General features: G+C 71.1%; 12 protein-coding genes. 4 read left to right on the forward strand and 8 right to left on the reverse strand.

Going from position 1 to position 16,280, the window contains the following annotated elements:
* Window positions 1-44: 44 nt before the first annotated feature.
* The 4 genes from ACGFY9_RS34410 to ACGFY9_RS34425 all read right to left on the reverse strand — a co-directional run bounded on the left by ACGFY9_RS34410 (window position 45) and on the right by ACGFY9_RS34425 (window position 4,375).
* A complete protein-coding gene (locus tag ACGFY9_RS34410; protein ID WP_393760732.1) occupies window positions 45-1,004 on the reverse strand; it encodes a hypothetical protein in 960 nt (319 codons plus the stop codon).
* Window positions 1,005-1,015: 11 nt separating this feature from the next.
* Window positions 1,016-2,488, reverse strand: a complete 1,473-nt coding sequence (locus ACGFY9_RS34415; RefSeq protein ID WP_393760734.1) for an APC family permease — start codon at window positions 2,486-2,488, stop codon at window positions 1,016-1,018.
* A gap of 225 nt (window positions 2,489-2,713) precedes the next feature.
* The gene (sthA, locus tag ACGFY9_RS34420; protein ID WP_393760736.1) at window positions 2,714-4,117 is read right to left on the reverse strand and encodes a Si-specific NAD(P)(+) transhydrogenase; all 1,404 of its coding nucleotides are present in this window, start codon (window positions 4,115-4,117) and stop codon (window positions 2,714-2,716) included.
* 69 nt (window positions 4,118-4,186) lie between these two features.
* On the reverse strand, window positions 4,187-4,375 hold the full coding sequence (locus tag ACGFY9_RS34425) for a hypothetical protein (RefSeq protein WP_393760738.1): 189 nt from the start codon (window positions 4,373-4,375) through the stop codon (window positions 4,187-4,189).
* A gap of 153 nt (window positions 4,376-4,528) precedes the next feature.
* Here ACGFY9_RS34425 and ACGFY9_RS34430 point away from each other — a divergent pair, with 153 nt between their 5' ends.
* From ACGFY9_RS34430 to ACGFY9_RS34440, 3 genes are all read left to right on the forward strand, one after another.
* Window positions 4,529-6,364 carry a glycoside hydrolase family 15 protein gene (locus ACGFY9_RS34430; RefSeq protein ID WP_393760740.1) on the forward strand — a complete coding sequence of 612 codons (1,836 nt, stop codon included), beginning with the start codon at window positions 4,529-4,531 and terminating at the stop codon, window positions 6,362-6,364.
* A gap of 135 nt (window positions 6,365-6,499) precedes the next feature.
* A complete protein-coding gene (locus tag ACGFY9_RS34435; RefSeq protein WP_393760742.1) occupies window positions 6,500-8,005 on the forward strand; it encodes an esterase in 1,506 nt (501 codons plus the stop codon).
* Window positions 8,006-8,078: 73 nt separating this feature from the next.
* Window positions 8,079-8,465 carry a hypothetical protein gene (locus tag ACGFY9_RS34440; RefSeq protein WP_393760744.1) on the forward strand — a complete coding sequence of 129 codons (387 nt, stop codon included), beginning with the start codon at window positions 8,079-8,081 and terminating at the stop codon, window positions 8,463-8,465.
* 3 nt (window positions 8,466-8,468) lie between these two features.
* On the opposite strand, the gene ACGFY9_RS34445 is transcribed toward ACGFY9_RS34440, so the two are convergent.
* The 4 genes from ACGFY9_RS34445 to ACGFY9_RS34460 all read right to left on the reverse strand — a co-directional run bounded on the left by ACGFY9_RS34445 (window position 8,469) and on the right by ACGFY9_RS34460 (window position 14,811).
* Entirely contained in the window at window positions 8,469-11,201 is a 2,733-nt protein-coding gene (locus ACGFY9_RS34445) for a SpoIIE family protein phosphatase (protein ID WP_393760746.1), read from the reverse strand.
* 76 nt (window positions 11,202-11,277) lie between these two features.
* Window positions 11,278-13,821, reverse strand: coding sequence for a SpoIIE family protein phosphatase (locus ACGFY9_RS34450; protein WP_393760748.1), 2,544 nt, complete (start codon window positions 13,819-13,821; stop codon window positions 11,278-11,280).
* 268 nt (window positions 13,822-14,089) lie between these two features.
* Window positions 14,090-14,368 (reverse strand): hypothetical protein, encoded by a 279-nt coding sequence (locus ACGFY9_RS34455; RefSeq protein ID WP_393760750.1) that lies wholly within the window; start codon window positions 14,366-14,368, stop codon window positions 14,090-14,092.
* 113 nt (window positions 14,369-14,481) lie between these two features.
* Window positions 14,482-14,811 carry a hypothetical protein gene (locus tag ACGFY9_RS34460; RefSeq protein WP_393760751.1) on the reverse strand — a complete coding sequence of 110 codons (330 nt, stop codon included), beginning with the start codon at window positions 14,809-14,811 and terminating at the stop codon, window positions 14,482-14,484.
* A 269-nt stretch (window positions 14,812-15,080) separates the two neighbouring features.
* On the opposite strand from ACGFY9_RS34460, the gene ACGFY9_RS34465 reads away from it, so the two are divergent.
* Entirely contained in the window at window positions 15,081-16,265 is a 1,185-nt protein-coding gene (locus tag ACGFY9_RS34465; RefSeq protein ID WP_393760753.1) for a cytochrome P450, read from the forward strand.
* The last annotated feature ends 15 nt before the right edge of the window (window positions 16,266-16,280 follow it).

Below are 16,280 nucleotides of genomic sequence, written 5' to 3' on the forward strand. Positions count from 1 at the left end.
CGCTGTTCAGCGGTGCGGAACCGGTGGGTGTGCCGCCCCCGCTGTCATGTCCGTACCCCCAACTCCTTGCGCCACTTCACGATCTGCTTCTCCGCATCCCCGGTGTACGACCACGGAGTCGTCGTCGCCCGGCGGCCCATCATTCCCAGTACCGCCGTCGAGATGTCCTTCGTGCCCGCGTAACAGGCAGCGTGGGCAAGGTAGTTGAGGTCGCGGAGTTCGCCGGGCGGGAAGGGGCCGTCCTCGCGGGCGCTGATCCAGCGCTGCCAGGTGCGGCGGACGTCGCTGACGGCGCCGTCGTGGGTCCAGTGCTGGCCGAGGCCCACCGCCGCCTGGTGGCCCTTCGCGGCGTCGAGGGCGTAGCGGTACTCCTCGACGCGGGCGTACTGCACCAGGACCGGCAGAGTGCAACCGGGCGGTGCGACGCCCGCCGCGTCGCGGGCGAAGTCGTACATGAGGCCGTGACTGCCGTGCCAGCGGGAGGAGTAGTAGTGGAGGACCTGGAGATGGCCCTCGACGCTGTAGGGGTCGCGGCGGTGCAACTCGTCCCACCAGCGGGCGAGTTCCTGGCGCCGTACGCCTGCGGGATACAGGCGGGCCACGGAGATCAGGGAGATCCACGGGGTGGGGTCGTCCGGGTACGCCTCCGCGGCCTGGAGGCAGGCCATGACGGCGGCGTCGATACGGTTCCGGTCGATCGGCACGCCCCGGCCCGCGGCGATGGCCACGTTGAACGCCCGGGCCGTCTCCGTCGCCGCGCGCAGCGTGAGAGCGTCGCCGCTGTGGGGCTCGGCGGCCAGCCACGACTCGACCGTCGAACTGCTCGCGCAGGCCTGCGCGAGCGTCCGGATCCGGTGGCCCCGGCCGAGCCAGTGCGCGCCGGTGTCCCGCAGCAGGTCCCGCAGGCCCTGCCAGCGGCCGATGACGATGTCCTGGCGGGCCGAACTCAGGTACGCGTCCCCGCAGTCGGGGTCGAAGTCGGGCGTGTAGCGGTCTCGCGCCATCGGATGCACCCTCAGAAGTCGGTCGGGAGACCCTGATGGACCCGGGACTGTTCGGGCACGAAGTCGTCCGGGACGTAGTCCGTCTCGACGGTGCGCGTGGCGTCGAGACGTGCGGGCCGGTAGTAGTCGCTGCCCTGCTTCCAGTACCAGAGCATCGGGACCAGCCCTACGGCCAGGCCGCCGATGCCGATGGCGATCGCCGCGTCGCTCAGATCACCGAGCGACTCGACGAAGATCCAGAACATGAACAGGGCGCCGAACAGCGGCCACAGCCCGCCGAAGAGGAAGTTCGCCGCCGACTTGAACAGCATCTTCCGGTAGGCGACGACCACCGCGAGGCCCGCCAGGCCGTAGTACACGGCGATCTGCAGACCGATCGCCGAGATCGCGTCGGAGAGGATCTCGCCCACCGAACCGAGCGCGTTCGAGGCGATGAACATCACCAGCGCCACCCCGCCGACCACGGTGATCGCGACCCACGGGGTGTTCCAGGTGCGGTGCACCTTGCCCAGCGCGGCCGGCATCGTACGGTCGCGGCCCATCGCGAACAGCGAGCGCGTGACCTGGATGAGGGTCGTCTCCAGGGTGGCGATGGTCGACAGCATCACCGACACGATGAGCAACTTGCCGCCCCAGCCCGGCCACAGCTCGTCGCCGAGCACCGCCAGCACGTTGGCGTCGTTGTTCTCGATCTGCCGCGAGGTCAGGATGATGTTCACCGCGATGGTGAACACCTCGAAGAGCAGGAAGACGATGCCGACGCCGATCAGGCCCGCGAGTCCGGTCGTACGGCGGCTGTTGCGGGTCTCCTCGCTGAGGTTGCTGGTGACGTCCCAGCCCCAGTAGTAGAACGCGGCGATGAGCGCGCCCGACGCGAAGCCGGACACCCCGTCGAAGTGGCTGAAGCCCAGCCAGGACCAGTCGAAGGCGCGGGCGTTGTCGGAGTGGACGAGGGCGAACACCGCGAACAGCGCCAGGATGCTCAACTCCACGCCGGACATGAGGAGTTGGGCCCGGACTGTGAGCCGGGCGCCGCCGAGCACCACCAGCAGCATGATCACGAACCACGCGGCGCCGACCACCGTCGACAACGCCGTGTTGTTCGCGAGGTCTTGATCGAACAGGGACAGCGTCATCGACCCGGCGGGCAGTGACCCGGCGACCATGAAGATGGTCGCGGAGACCACCAGGGCCCAGCCGCTGATGAAGCCGAGAAAGGGGTGCAGGGTGCGGCCCACCCAGGAGTAACTCGCCCCCGCGTTCACGTCGATCCGTCCGAGATAGCTGAACGCCAGCGCGATGCCGAGCATCGGTATCGCGCAGTAGAGGAGCGCCGCCGGACTGGCCAGCCCCACCGCGCCGACCAGCACCGCCGTGGTCGCGGCCAGCGAGTAGGCCGGGGCGCTGCCCGCCACGGCCATCACCACGGTGTCGAACGTACCGAGGGCGTTGGCCTGCAGCCCTCTGCCCCTGTTGTTGCTCATGGATGCGCTGCTTTCCGTCTTGCACGACGTGGGGGGTTGCGCGAACCGGCCCCGGACCCGGAGAGGGATGGCCTCGGGTCAGTGGCCGGTCGGAACAACAAATAGGGAGTGGTGGATACCCGTTGAACCGCTGCGTCGGCGGACGGTCACACCGTGTGTGGGTGTGATGATAGCCGTACCTCTTGACCTTTCAAGATTGACCAGCGAGTAATCTCCTGTGAACGGTCAGTCGCCGAGTCGGTCGATCTGCCGCAGCTTGTTGGTCGCGTCGAGGGCGGCGACCTTGTAAGACTCCGCGAGGGTCGGGTAGTTGAAGACCGCGTCCACGAGATAGTCGACCGTGCCGCCGCAGCCCATGACCGACTGGCCGATGTGAATGAGCTCCGTCGCGCCGGTACCGAAGCAGTGCACGCCGAGCAGGGTGCGGTCCGTGGGGGAGACCAGCAGCTTGAGCATGCCGTGCGAGTCGCCGATGATCTGGCCGCGCGCGAGTTCGCGGTAGCGGGAGATCCCGACCTCGAACGGCACGCACTCCTCGGTGAGTTGGTCCTCGGTCTTCCCGATGAAACTGATCTCCGGGATGGTGTAGATGCCGATCGGCTGCCGGTCGTCGATCCGGTGCACCGCCTCGCCGCAGGCGTGGTACGCGGCCGTACGGCCCTGTTCCATCGAGGTCGCCGCGAGGGCCGGGAAGCCGATGACGTCGCCGACGGCGTAGATGTGCGGCACGGCGGTGCGGAAGTTCTCGTCGACGTCGATCCGGCCGCGCCGGTCGGCGGACAACCCGGCCTTGTCCAGATCGAGTTCGTCGGTCAGGCCCTGCCGTCCCGCGGAGTACATCACGGCGTCGGCCGGTATCTTCTTGCCGCTCTCCAGGACGGTCAGCGTGCCGTTGGTGTGCCGCTCGACGGCGGCGACGGTCTCCCCGAAGCGGAAGGTCACGGCGAGGTCCCGCAGGTGGTACTTGAGCGACTCGATGACCTCCAGGTCGCAGAAGTCGAGCATCCCGGCGCGCTTCTCCACCACGGTGATCTTGCTGCCGAGCGCGGCGAACATCGAGGCGTATTCCATACCGATGACACCCGCGCCGACGATGACCATGGACCGCGGGACCTTGGGCAGGTCGAGGACGTTGTCCGAGTCCATGATGGTCCGCCCGTCGAACTCGACGGTGTCCGGCCGTGCGGGGCGTGTGCCGGTGGCGATGATGATGTGCTCCGCGGTCAACAGCCGTTCGTGGCCCGTGACATCGGTCAGGGCGATGGTGTGGGGGTCGACGAAGCGGCCCGTGCCGGCGAACAGGGAGACCTGGTTGCGGGACAACTGGTTGCGGATGACGTCCACTTCACGACTGACCACGTGCTGCGTGCGCGCGGTGAGGTCGCCGACGGTGATGTCGTCCTTCAGGCGGTAGCTCTGCCCGTACAGATCGCGCTGGGTGAGACCGGTGAGATACAGCACCGCCTCGCGCAGCGTCTTGGAGGGGATGGTCCCGGTGTGGATGGAGACCCCACCGACCATGTCGGGGCGGTCGACGACGGCGACCCGGCGGCCGAGCTTGGCCGCGGCGATGGCGGCCTTCTGGCCACCCGGTCCTGAACCGATGACAAGCATGTCGAAGTCGGGCACCTCCGGAGTCTGTCAGCCGGAGCGCCCTCTCCGAAAGGGTGAACGGGTAACCAGGTGCCGACAAGGCGCCTAAGGCAGCAGTTTGTCCAGCGCGGCCGCCCCCTCCGCCTCGATCTTCCGCCGGGCCCACTCCAGATTCTCGGGCGTCACGTCCCGGCCGGCCGCCAGGACGACGTCCTCCGGGGCCACCTCGGTACCGGTGCGGGCGTGCAGCATGGCGTCCGGTGTGGCGCGGTCGTCGGGTTGTGCTGTCGACATGGTGCTTCCTCCCTGAGACCGGGCACGTGCCGTGGGTCCCACTCCCACGATTCCCCGCCCGTCCCCAGTGTGCATCCGGAAGAGTGGCCGACGGAGAACCTGAACCTAAGCTGGAACCGGCCCGCGCGGGCCCGAACCAGGGAGGCTGCCGCGATGGTCGAGACCCCGCCCCACCAGGAAACCCCCACCGGACCCGGATATCTGCCCATCGCCGAGCACGGACTGATCGGCGATCTGCGGAGCGTGGCGCTGGTGGGGACCAACGGCACGATCGACTGGTACTGCTGCCCGTCCTTCGACGCCCCCAGCGTCTTCGCCGCGATCCTGGACGCGGAACGCGGCGGCTCCTTCGAGCTCGCCGCCTCCGTCCCCGCGCGCACCAAGCAGTTCTACTTCCCCGACACCAACGTCCTGATCACCCGGTTCTACACCGAGGAGGGCGTCGGCGAGGTCCAGGACTTCATGCCGGTGACCGGGGAGCCGGACGCGTCCGCCCGGCACCGCCTGATCCGGCGCGTACTGTGCGTGCGCGGCTCGGTCCCCTTCCGGACGCGGGTCGCCCCGAGGTTCGACTACGGCGCCTCGCCGCACACCGCGCGGATGGTCGGCGACGTGGCCCTCTTCGAGTCCGCCGAGAGGTCCCTCGCGCTGACCGCCACCGTCCCCCTGGAGTGCGACGACGTCGACGTGTGGGCCGACTTCAAGCTCGACGAGGGCGAGTCCGAGGTGTTCGCCCTCGACCAGGTCGACGGCGAGGTGACCTCCCGCCCCTGCGCCAGACAGGAGGCCGAGGACGAGTTCACCTCGACCGTCGCCTACTGGCGGCACTGGATCTCCCAGTCCCGCTACCGGGGCCGCTGGCGCGAGATGGTCCACCGCTCCGCCCTCACCCTCAAGCTGCTGACCTACGCCCCGACCGGCGCGATCGTCGCAGCCCCCACCACCAGCCTCCCCGAACAGCTCGGCGGCGAGCGCAACTGGGACTACCGCTACGTCTGGATCCGCGACGCCGCCTTCTGCGTCTACGCGCTCCTGCGCCTCGGCTTCACCGGCGAGGCGAAGGCGTTCATGCAGTTCGTGACCCGCTACATCAGCCCCGGCGACGGCAACCCCTCCGGCCCGCTGCAGATCATGTACGGCATCGACGGCCGCACCGAACTCACCGAACGCGAGCTCCCCCACCTCGAAGGCCACCAGAAATCCGCCCCGGTCCGCGTCGGCAACGCGGCGGCCGACCAGCTCCAACTCGACATCTACGGCGCCCTGATCGACTCCATCTACCTCTACGACAAGTGGGCCGAGCCCATCTCCAGCGCCCAGTGGGACGACGTGTGCGCCCTCGTCGAGTGGGTCTGCGAGAACTGGGACCAGCCCGACGAAGGCGTCTGGGAGACGCGCGGCGGACGCAAGAACTTCCTCTACTCACGGCTGATGTGCTGGGTCGCGATCGAACGCGCGATCCGCCTCGCCAACCGACGCGGGCTGCCCGCGAACCTGCCGTACTGGGGCCAGTGCCGCGACACCATCTACCGCCGCATCATGGACCGCGGCTGGTCGGTCAAACGCCAGGCCTTCGTCCAGTACGAGGGCAGCGACGTCCTCGACGCCGCCCTGCTGATGATGCCGCTGGCGAAGTTCATCGCGCCCACGGACCCCAAGTGGCTGTCCACCCTTGACGCGTTGACCGAGGAGTTGGTCTCCGACTCGCTCGTCTACCGCTACAACCCGCAGGCCAGCCCCGACGGCCTGCGCGGCGACGAGGGCACGTTCTCGATCTGCTCCTTCTGGTACGTCGAGGCCATGGTTCGCGCCGGCCGCGTCGACGAGGCCCGCCTCGCCTTCGAGAAGATGCTCACCTACGCCAACCATCTCGGCCTGTACGCCGAGGAGATCGGCCGCACCGGTGAGCAACAGGGCAACTTCCCCCAGGCGTTCACCCATCTCGCCCTGATCAGCGCCGCGTTCAACCTGGACAAGGCGCTCGGCTGATCCGGCGGCGTTCGTCCGGGCCGCGCAACAAGTGTCACTGAGGCGTCACAGCACGCCGAGGCACCACAACCACCGTGGCATGTCTCGTGTCAAACCCGTTGACCGCAACACATTTGATCCACGGGGGAACACATCATGACGAACGTGTCACGCAAGAAGGTATCCGCCGCCGTCGCGTCCGCGACCTTCCTGCTCCTGGCCGGCGCCGGCATCGTCGCCGCACCGGCCAGCTACGCGGGCGTCCCCGGCGGCACCAGCGCCGTCGACCGCAACAGCGACTTCAACGGGGACGGTTACGACGACGTCCTGATCGGCGCCCCGGACGGCACCGTCGACGGCAAGCAGGGCGCCGGCTACGTCACCGTCCAGTACGGTGCCCCGAACGGCATCGCCACCAACACCACGGTCCCCAAGGGCAGGACGGCCGTCATCAGCCAGTCCACGCCCGGTGTCCCCGGCACCTCGGAGACCTACGACTCCTTCGGCCAGGCGGTCGCCACCGGCGACGTGGACGGCGACGGCTACGACGACGCAATCATCGGCGCCCCCGGAGAGGACGAGGGCAGCGTCGAGAACGCAGGACGCGTCACCGTCCTCTACGGCTCCAAGGCCGGCCTGGGCGCCGAGATGAACGACTCCTTCACCGCCGCCAAGCCCACGGCGGGCGCCCGCTTCGGCCAGTCCGTGGCGGCGGCCCGGTTCACCGGCGCCACCGACACCGACGAGATGGCCGTCCTCGACGACAACGGCGCCCAGGTGTTCACCTACCACACCGGCATCCTGCACTCGATGGGCGTCCTGAACACGACCACCGCCCCCGGCGGCCACCGCATCCAGCCCGCCTACCTCACCACCGGCGACTACGACCGCAACGGCTTCGCCGACCTGGTCATCTCCGGCTACAGCCCCGACGACGACTACCAGCAGGGCTGGTCGGCCCTCTACGCGGGCGGCGAGACCTCGCTGACATACCGTCAGGACCTGAACGGCGGCCTCGGCAGCGCGTCGGGCGACATCAACCACGACGGCTACGACGACCTCGTCCTCGGCCAGCTCAGCAGTGCCGACGACAAGGCCGAGGGCGACGACGGCGGCAAGATCGCTGTCTACCTCGGCAGTTCGGAGGGCGTCGGCGGCGAGGAGGGCCCCGGCGTCCCCGCGCAGTGGTGGTCGCAGAACTCCCCGGGCGTACCCGGCACCTCCGAGCACGGCGACGGCTGGGGCAACGACCTCTCCGTGGGCGACGTGAACGGCGACGGCTACGCGGACGTGGCGATCGGCGCGCCCGGCGAGGACATCGGCACCGTCCAGGACGCGGGCGCCGTCTGGCTGTTGCGCGGTTCGAGCCACGGCGTGACCGCGACCGGCGCCCAGTCCTTCGACCAGAACACCGCCGGCATCCCCGGCACCGCCGAGGCCGACGACATCTGGGGCTCCCAGGTCCGGCTGGCGGACACGAACGCGGACGGCCGCGCCGAACTGGTCGCCTCCGCACCGGGGGAGAACTCCGGTGACGGCTATGTGTGGTTGCTCCCCGCGGGCCCGAACGGCCTGCTCGCCGAAGGCTCTTCGCTGTACAGCGCGGCGGACCTCGGCGGCGCGGCGAAGGGGGCGCACTTCGGGGCGGCGATCGACGAGTAAGGGAGATCGTCCCGGCGTCCGTACCGGCTTGCGGCCGGTGCGGGCGCCGTGTGCGACCTGGTTTGATGTGCGCATGGTGGCGACACTGGTGGTCCTCGTGCTGGGCGGGTTCGTCGCGGACTGGATCAGACGGAGGGTGAGTCTGCGCCGGGCGACGACGTCCGGGCGAGGGCCCTTGTGCATGCTGAAGTGGCCCGAGCGGGAGGGGCGTTGGCGGCCCGGACGACTCTCGAAAGCCTCGGACGGCTCGCTGAAGTGGACGCCTGCGCCGCGCGGATACGAGGTCACCCTGCCTGCCGCCCTGCACCGCACCGGGACACGGAAGCCGTTCTGGCGCGAGGCGGTGGCGGTCAACCCCGGGTCCCGGATCCTGGAGTACCAGGCGGCGGGCGAGGCCCTGCTGATCGCGGTTCTGCCGGACGATGTCGAGGCGCTGACGGTGATCCTCGGCGAGGCGTAGGAATCACAGGGCCTGTTCGGCCCAGATGACCTTGCCCGCCGGGGTGTACCGGGTGCCCCAGCGTTCCGAGAGCTGAGCCACCAGGAACAGCCCGCGACCCCCCTCGTCCGTCATCGCCGCGTACCGCAGATGCGGCGAGGTGGTGCTGCCGTCGTAGACCTCGCAGATGAGGGTGCGGTCGCGCAACAGGCGGACGCGGACGGGGTCGTTGCCGTAGCGGATCGCGTTGGTGACCAGTTCGCTGAGGATCAGTTCGGTGGTGAACGTCAGCTCGTTCAAGCCCCAGTGGGTGAGCTGGCGGGTGACCGAGGCGCGCATGTCGGCGACGGCGGCCGGGTCGGACGGGACGCGCCACTCGGCGATGTGGCCGGCGCCCAGCGCGCGGGTGCGGGCGACGATCAGGGCGATGTCGTCGCTCGGGCGCACCGACAACTCCGAGTCGAGGACGGCCCGGCAGGTGTCCTCGGGCGAGTCGCCGGAGTCGGTGAGCGCGGTGCGCAGCATCTCCAGGCCGACGTCGATGTCCCGCTCCCGGTCCTCGACCAGGCCGTCGGTGTACAGGACCAGCCGGGTGCCCTCGGCCAGCTCCAACTCGGCGGTCTCGAAAGGGAGTCCGCCGAGGCCGAGCGGGGGACCTGCGGGGACGTCGGGGAACTCGACGGTGCCGTCGGGGCGGATCAGCGCCGGTGGCGGATGGCCGGCGCGGGCGACGGTGCAGCGCAGGGTCACCGGGTCGTAGATCGCGTAGAGGCAGGTCGCGCCGGTGACCGGGGCGACGCTGTCCTCGGTCGTCTCGTCCTGGTCGATGCGGCCCACCAACTCGTCCAGCAGGCCCAGGAGTTCGTCCGGCGGCAGGTCCAGCGCGGAGAAGTTGTGGACCGCCGTGCGCAGCCGCCCCATGGTGGCCGCGGCGTGCAGACCGTGTCCCACGACATCGCCGACGACCAGGGCGACCCGCGCGCCGGACAACGGCAGGACGTCGAACCAGTCGCCGCCGACCCCGGCCTTCGCGGGCAGATAGCGGTAGGCGACGTCGAGGGCGCTCTGCTCGGGCAGCCGGCGGGGCAGCAGGCTGCGCTGGAGGGTCACCGCCATGCCGTGTTCGCGGGTGTAGCGGCGGGAGTTGTCTATGGACACGGCGGCGCGGGCTACGAGTTCCTCGGCGAGGGCCAGCTCCTCCTCGTCGAAGGGCTCGGGCTTGTCGGAGCGCCAGAAGTTGACCACACCGAGGATGAGGGCACCGGCCCGCAGCGGCACGGTGATCAGTGAGTGGATGCCGTACTCGACGACCTGCGCGGTGCGTTCGGGGTCCTGGGTGAGCCAGCCGGGGGCGTCGCTCAGCCGGGGTTCGACGACGGCCTCGCCGGTGTCGAGGCTGCGTGCCTGCGGGGAGGACGCGATGAACTGGATCTGCTTGCCGACCGGGTAGAGCGGGGCGTCGTCGCGGACCCCGCTGGAGGCCGTACGGCGCAGGTCGGTGCCGGGCTGCGGTTCCTCGCCGCTGAGTACGGCGTCGTAGAGGTCGACCGTGACGAAGTCCGCGAAGCGGGGGACGGCCAGTTCGGCGAGTTCCTCGGCGGTGCGGGTGACGTCCAGGCTGGTGCCGATGCCCACTCCGGCGTCGTAGAGCATGTTGAGGCGCTCGCGGGTGACCTCGGCGCGGCCGGAGAGGGCGCGGAGTTCCGTGGAGTCGCGGAGCGTGGTGACGCTGCCGGCCGGGCCGCCCTTGAGGTCGGTGGGGCGCTGGTTGACGGCGAGCAGCCGGTCGCCGACCCGGTGCACCTCGTCCGTCGCGACCCGCGCCGAGGCCAGCAGCGCGGTCATGTCGGCGTCGAGCCCGAGGTCGAGGACCAGGCGCCCCTCGGCGTTCTCGGGCAGGTCGAGCAACTGGCGCGCCTCGTCGTTCGCGAGCAGCAGGCGGCCCTCGCCGCCGACGATGATCACGCCCTCCCGTACGGCGTGCAGCACCGCGTCGTGGTGCTCGTACATCCGGGTCATCTCGTGCGGGCCCAGGCCATGGGTCTGGTGCTGCAGGCGTCTGGTGACCAGGGCCGTACCCCCGAGGGCGAGGATGAGGGCCACCCCGGCGGCGGTCAGCAGGAGCGGCAGCTGCTGGTCGGCGGCGCCGCCGACGTTCGCCTTCGTCACCCCGGCCGACACCAGGCCCACGACCTTGCCGCCGGGGCCCCGGACCGGGACCACGGCCTGCACGAGCGGTCCGATGGTGCCGGTCAGTTCCTCGGTGACGACGTGCCCGGCGAGCGCGGGGGCGATGTTCCCGACGAACTTCTTGCCGATGCGGTCCGGCTTGGGATGGGTGTAGCGGATCCCCTCGGTGTTCATCACGACGATGAAGTCGACCTTGGACGTCTTGCGCGCGGCCTCGGCGCTCGGCTGCAGGATCGCCGTGGGGTCGGCGCTGCGCAGGGCCGCGACCGTGCCCGGCGCGTTGGCGAAGGTCTGGGCGACGGCCACCGACCGGTTGCGGGCCTCCTGCGTGCTGTCGTGCCGCACCTGGAGCACCTGTGCCACCACGGCCGACACGACCAGCAGCAGCACGATCACCAGCTGCAGCATGAAAACCTGCCCGGCGACGCTGCGGCCGCCCAGCCTCCCGCTCAGCGGCGCTCGCCGGTGTTCGGGCGCCCGACGGGCACGGTCGTACGGGCGCTGCGCGCGCGGACCGTGGGGGTGGTGGGTCGACCGGGCCCCGGGCCGACCCGTCAGGCGGACCATGTGCCCATGTCTACACTGCCCGACCTCAGGAGGCGAGGGGCGTCACAGGCGGTGACAGGCCGTGGTCGGCCGGGGGTCACGGGTGCCGTCCGGGCTTGGCGCGCCGGGCGGCGAGCAGCAGCGCGATGTCGTCCGGGCGGTCGGCCGCGTGCCGGGCGGTCGCGGTGAGCCGGTCGGCGACACCGGCCAGCGACCGCCCGCCCGGCCGTGCGGCGGGCCCGCCCGCCTTCGCGAGGGCGACCCGCAGGGCGGCGATGCCGTCGTCGATGTCGACACCGGGCCGCTCGACCAGACCGTCCGTGTAGAGCGCGAGGATGGAGTCCGGCTCCAGGCGCAGCTCCGAGACCGGGTACTGGGCGTGCGGGTCCACCCCGAGGACCACGCCTCCGGGTATGTCCCAGACGCGGGTGCGTCCGTCCGGGGTACGGATCAGCGGCGGCGGATGCCCGGCCCGCGCGACCCGGACCAGCCCGCTCGCCGGGTCGAGGCGGAGATAGCAGCAGCTCGCGAACTGCCCCGGGTCGAGATCGATGAGGAGGTGGTTCGTGCCGCTCATCACCTCGTCGGGCGGCCGGTCGCCGAGCGCGAACGCCCTTACCGCGCTGCGGAGTTGACCCATCGTGGCGGCCGCCTGGACGCCGTGCCCCTGGACGTCGCCGATGACCAGGGCAAGGCCGTCGCCGGCCTCGACGACGTCGTACCAGTCGCCGCCGACCTCCATGCCCTGGGTGCCCGGCAGATAGCGCCCCGCGGTCTCCACCTGCGGGTGGGCGGAGAGGCGGCGGGGGAGGAGGGCCTGCTGGAGGCCGCGGGCGAGGGCCGCCTCGGAGTCGTAGCGCTGGGCCTTCTCCATCGCGTGGGCGATCAGTCCGGCGAGGGCGGTGAGCACCGCGCGCTCCTCGCCGCTGAAGCTGCGGGACCGGTCGAAGCCCAGGATGGCCGAGCCGACCGGGCGACCGGACGCGATCAGCGGCAGGAACGCGCGGGCGCCCTCCTCGGCGTCGAGGGGGATGCCCGGGTAGGCGTCCGCCAGCTGTTGCATGGAGTCGAAGAAGAGCGGGCGTCCGGTGGTGAGGGTCTCGACCCCGGGCAGCCGGGTGTCGAGACCGACGCCGTCGAACGGGGCGAGGAAGCCCTGCGGGAAGCCGGTCTCCCACGCCAGGTGCAGATGCCGTTCCTGCAGCAGATAGATCGCGAGCCGCCGGCCGCCGAACGCGGGCAGCAGCTCCTTCATGACGACCGCGGACACCTGGCGGGCGGTGACCGCCTCCGTCAGCGCGATGGCGAGCACGATCGGCCGGTACAGCGGAGCCAACGAGGTCACGCCGTTGTCCGGACCGCCGTCCCCGTCGGTGCGCACGGGCACCAGCGGCAGCGGAGGCCCCGCCACCCGGGTCGACGGGGCGACCGTGCACGTCAGCTGGTCCAGGCCCGGATGGACGGCCATCGCCAGCCAGTCGCTCTCGTACGGCTCCTGCCCCTGCTCCCGCTCGCCCGGGCGCCGGACGTGGAAGTGCACCGGCCCCAGCGACAGCAGGGCACCGCGCAGCTGGTCCTCGCAGCCGATCTGGTTCAGCCAGGGCACGCCCTCCCACAGCGGGCGGCCCAGCAGCTCCTCGCGCGGCCGGCCCAGCAGCTGGGCGGCGCGCGGATTGGCGTAGGTGACCAGCCCCAGCCGGTCCATGCAGAAGACACCGTCCGGCAGCAGATCGGCCACGCTGCCGGCCATCGGCGCGGAGCCCGGGTCGACGACGACACCGCTGACCGGGTACCCGCCGTCCGGCGGGACGGGCCCTGCGGCAGGCGTCCACAGGTCCAGCAGCCGGGCCGAACCGTCAGCCGCCCGCACCCGCAGGGGCAGCGGCGGGGGCTTCCCGGCGGCCGTGGCCCGCAGCGCCGCCATGACCTGGTACGTGTCGCCCGGCGCCACGACGTCCGCGAGCGCCTGCGCGGTGCCGGGGAACTCCGCGGGCTCCACCCCCAGCAGGGCGTGCAGGGAGCCGTCCCCGGTCACGGCCGCGGTCTTCGGATCCCATACGAACCGTGCCATGCGCCCCTCGGGGCGATGCGTGGCCGCCGTCCGGACGCACACGGGCTCGCCGTCCCAGGCGACGTACGGACCGTCCTCGTCCTTGTGCTCGTCCTCCAGGTCGGCCAGCGCCCTGCCCAGCTCCTCGGCCAGCCGGGTCATCCGGTCCAGGCCGGACAGCACCTCGGTGGTGTCCGGGGCGGAGGGCCGCAGCACGGTCAGCACGCCGTACGTCGTCGACCCGCCGATGACGGGGACGTACAGGGACCCGAACTGGAAGGGCAGGCTCGCGGCGAACTGCGGATAGCGGCGCATGGTCTCGGTGGCGTTCGGCAGGACCACGTGCACGCCGAGCCGGTAGGCGTCGGCGACGGGGAACTTGCTGTCGACGTGCAGCCGTCCCCAGGGGCGGAACAGCGGTCCGGGCAGCCCCGCGAGTACGCCGAGACGCAGCAGTCCGGGCGTGCTCGACCGCAGGTAGACGCCCCCGGAGTGGCCGCCGGCCGTGTCGATCGCCTCCGTCGAGGCGTCGATGAGCAGCTCGGCGAGCCGTCCGGGCGTCCCCTTCTCGCGCTCGGCACTCCCAGTCATTGGGGCTCTACCTCGTCCCTGTGGCGCCGGGTGGGTGACACAGCAAGAATGCGCCAGGACGCGGCCGGGGTCACCTGGGCGGACGGGATGGGCTGGAGAGGCACGGGTATCGCCGGTCCGTCGGTGTCTGATGAAGTGATCAAGAGTGGCTCAAGTGTGGGTGGGGTCGGGTGCGGGGTGCCGCCGGTGGTGTCGTCGGCGGTCGGGCCGGTGTGGTCGGCTCATGACGAAGGCCCCTCGGCGTGGGTGCGGAGGGGCGTTGCGTGGGTCAGGCGACGGGGGTGGGCCGACCGGGGGTGGCGTGGCGGTCGCCGGGGGTGCCGTTGCCGTACGGGTGGGAGTTCTTCGCGTGCGGCGCGTTCCACTTTTCCGCGCGCAGTGTGTGCGATACGTCCAGGTCGACGGCCCCCGCGCGGTCGGGGCGCCCGTGGCCGGTCATCCGGAACCCGGCGGCCTTGTGGGTCGTCGTCGAGTCGCGGTCGTGCGTCGTCCGGCCGGTGCGCTCGGGTACGGCGAGCGTCCTTCCGGCGGACCGGGGTGTGGCCATGGGGCTGGGCCCTTTCGGATCGACGCGATAAGGAGGCAGGCAGGAAAAGGGAGATGAGGTCCGACTCGCGTCACCGATCGGTCCTCGACCCATGGCGTTCAGGATGGCGCAAACTACGCCTCGCGCGGGGCGAATTCGAACTGTTGCCCTCGCCGATAGTGACCGGCCGGCCGCCGATTCGCCAGCCGTGTACCGCGGACCAGCGCCCACAGCGGCAGCCCGGCCACCACCGGACCACCGAACAACAAGGTCAGCCCGGCCCCGACATCGACGCCGAGCACCCCGGCCGTCAGCACCCGCCGACCCACTCCGACGATGACCCCGGCCACCATCAACGGCGCCGGCACCTCCCACAACCGCCGCTCCAACTCCCCACGACGCGAACCTCGTACGAGCAGCGCACCCCCAACTCCCGCCAACAGCAGGGCGACCACACCGATCACGGCGGCCGAGGCGACTCGGCGGTGTTACCAGCACGGGACGGGTGCTCGGTCCAGTGCGGCCCGCCTCGCTCGGTGGCATCTTCAGCAGGGTGCAGGTGCTCGCTCGGTGCACGGCACCTGGCTCAGCCGGCGCCGCCTCCGGCACGGGAGCCGCTGTGACTCCGCCAGCACCCTCGGCCCGCCCGGCCACGCCCCCCGCCCACCCCACCCGCACCCCGATTGTTAGCCTCGGTCATGGCCAGTTTCCCCATGTCCCGTCATGGATCGCGATGAGTACGGTCGCCGCCGCCTCCTTCCCGCTCGGTGCCGGGACCACGCTTGCCGAGCTCGCTGAGGACCCGCACGCACGGCTGGCGCGGCTTCATGAGAGTGAACCTGTGTCCTGGTTGCCGGAGTTGGGCGGCTGGCTGGTCACGCGGCGGGACCTCGCGTTGGGTGTCATGCGGGACGCGGCCACCTTCACCGTGGACGACCCGCGCTTCTCCACCGCCCAGGTCGTCGGCCCGAGCATGCTGTCCCTCGACGGGGAGCGGCACGCCCGTCACCGTGAACCCTTCACCGCGCCCTTCCGACCCCGCGAAGTGCGGGACGGCTTCGCCTCGTTCATCGACAGCGAGACCGACCGGCTCGTCACGGAACTGCTGCCGGCGGGCGCCGGTGAACTGCGGCGCGCCTTCGCCGGCCCGCTCGCGGTCGCCGTCGTGACCGAGGCACTCGGGCTGACCGGTACCACCCCGGACACGGTCCTCTCCTGGTACGACGCGATCGTGCGGGCGGTCTCGGACATCACGGCCGGCCGTGAGGCGGGAGCCGCCGGCACCAAGGCGTACGCGCAACTGCGTGCCTCCGTCGAAGCCACCGTCGCCGACCGGGGCGGAGCCTCACTCCTCGGCTCCGCCGCCGGACAGCTCACCCTCCCCGAAGTGGCCTCCAACGCCGCCGTGTTGATGTTCGGCGGCATCGAGACCACCGAGGCGATGATCACCAACGCGCTGCTGCATCTACTCCGCCACCCCGACCAACTAGCCCTCGTCCAGGCCGACATGGGTCTTCTGGACGGCGCGATCGAGGAGTCGTTGCGTCTCGAACCCGGCGCCGCCGTCGTGGACCGCTACGCCACCCGCGACACCGTCCTCGGCCCGGCCACGATCCGTGAGGGCGACCTGGTCGCCGTCTCCCTCACCGGCGCCAACCGCGACCCGGCCGTCTTCCCCGACCCCGACCGCTTCGACGTCCGCCGCGAGAACGCCCGCCTCCAACTCGCCTTCGCCCACGGCCCGCACTACTGCCTCGCCGCCCACCTCGCTCGCCTGGAGACCCGCATCGCCCTCCGGCACCTGCTCGAACGCCTCCCGGCCCTGCGCCTCGACCCGGACCACCCCACCGCCCCGCACGGTCTGGTCTTCCGCAAGCCGCCGACACTGCATGTGCTGTGGGACGCCCGAGTCATGTAAGGAGGGAGGTCACGA

Origin of the sequence: Streptomyces sp. NPDC048504 (assembly GCF_043200035.1) — a bacterium.
Taxonomy (GTDB): Bacteria; Actinomycetota; Actinomycetes; order Streptomycetales; family Streptomycetaceae; genus Streptomyces.

Excerpts from the sequence above, each read along its gene's own strand:
- ACGFY9_RS34455 (WP_393760750.1), bottom strand. The coding sequence starts at position 14,368 with ATGGCCACACCCCGGTCCGCCGGAAGGACGCTCGCCGTACCCGAGCGC.
- ACGFY9_RS34440 (WP_393760744.1), top strand. The coding sequence starts at position 8,079 with ATGGTGGCGACACTGGTGGTCCTCGTGCTGGGCGGGTTCGTCGCGGAC.
- ACGFY9_RS34445 (WP_393760746.1), bottom strand. The coding sequence starts at position 11,201 with ATGGTCCGCCTGACGGGTCGGCCCGGGGCCCGGTCGACCCACCACCCC.
- ACGFY9_RS34435 (WP_393760742.1), top strand. The coding sequence starts at position 6,500 with ATGACGAACGTGTCACGCAAGAAGGTATCCGCCGCCGTCGCGTCCGCG.
- ACGFY9_RS34415 (WP_393760734.1), bottom strand. The coding sequence starts at position 2,488 with ATGAGCAACAACAGGGGCAGAGGGCTGCAGGCCAACGCCCTCGGTACG.
- ACGFY9_RS34465 (WP_393760753.1), top strand. The coding sequence starts at position 15,081 with ATGAGTACGGTCGCCGCCGCCTCCTTCCCGCTCGGTGCCGGGACCACG.
- ACGFY9_RS34410 (WP_393760732.1), bottom strand. The coding sequence starts at position 1,004 with ATGGCGCGAGACCGCTACACGCCCGACTTCGACCCCGACTGCGGGGAC.
- ACGFY9_RS34450 (WP_393760748.1), bottom strand. The coding sequence starts at position 13,821 with ATGACTGGGAGTGCCGAGCGCGAGAAGGGGACGCCCGGACGGCTCGCC.
- ACGFY9_RS34425 (WP_393760738.1), bottom strand. The coding sequence starts at position 4,375 with ATGTCGACAGCACAACCCGACGACCGCGCCACACCGGACGCCATGCTG.
- ACGFY9_RS34430 (WP_393760740.1), top strand. The coding sequence starts at position 4,529 with ATGGTCGAGACCCCGCCCCACCAGGAAACCCCCACCGGACCCGGATAT.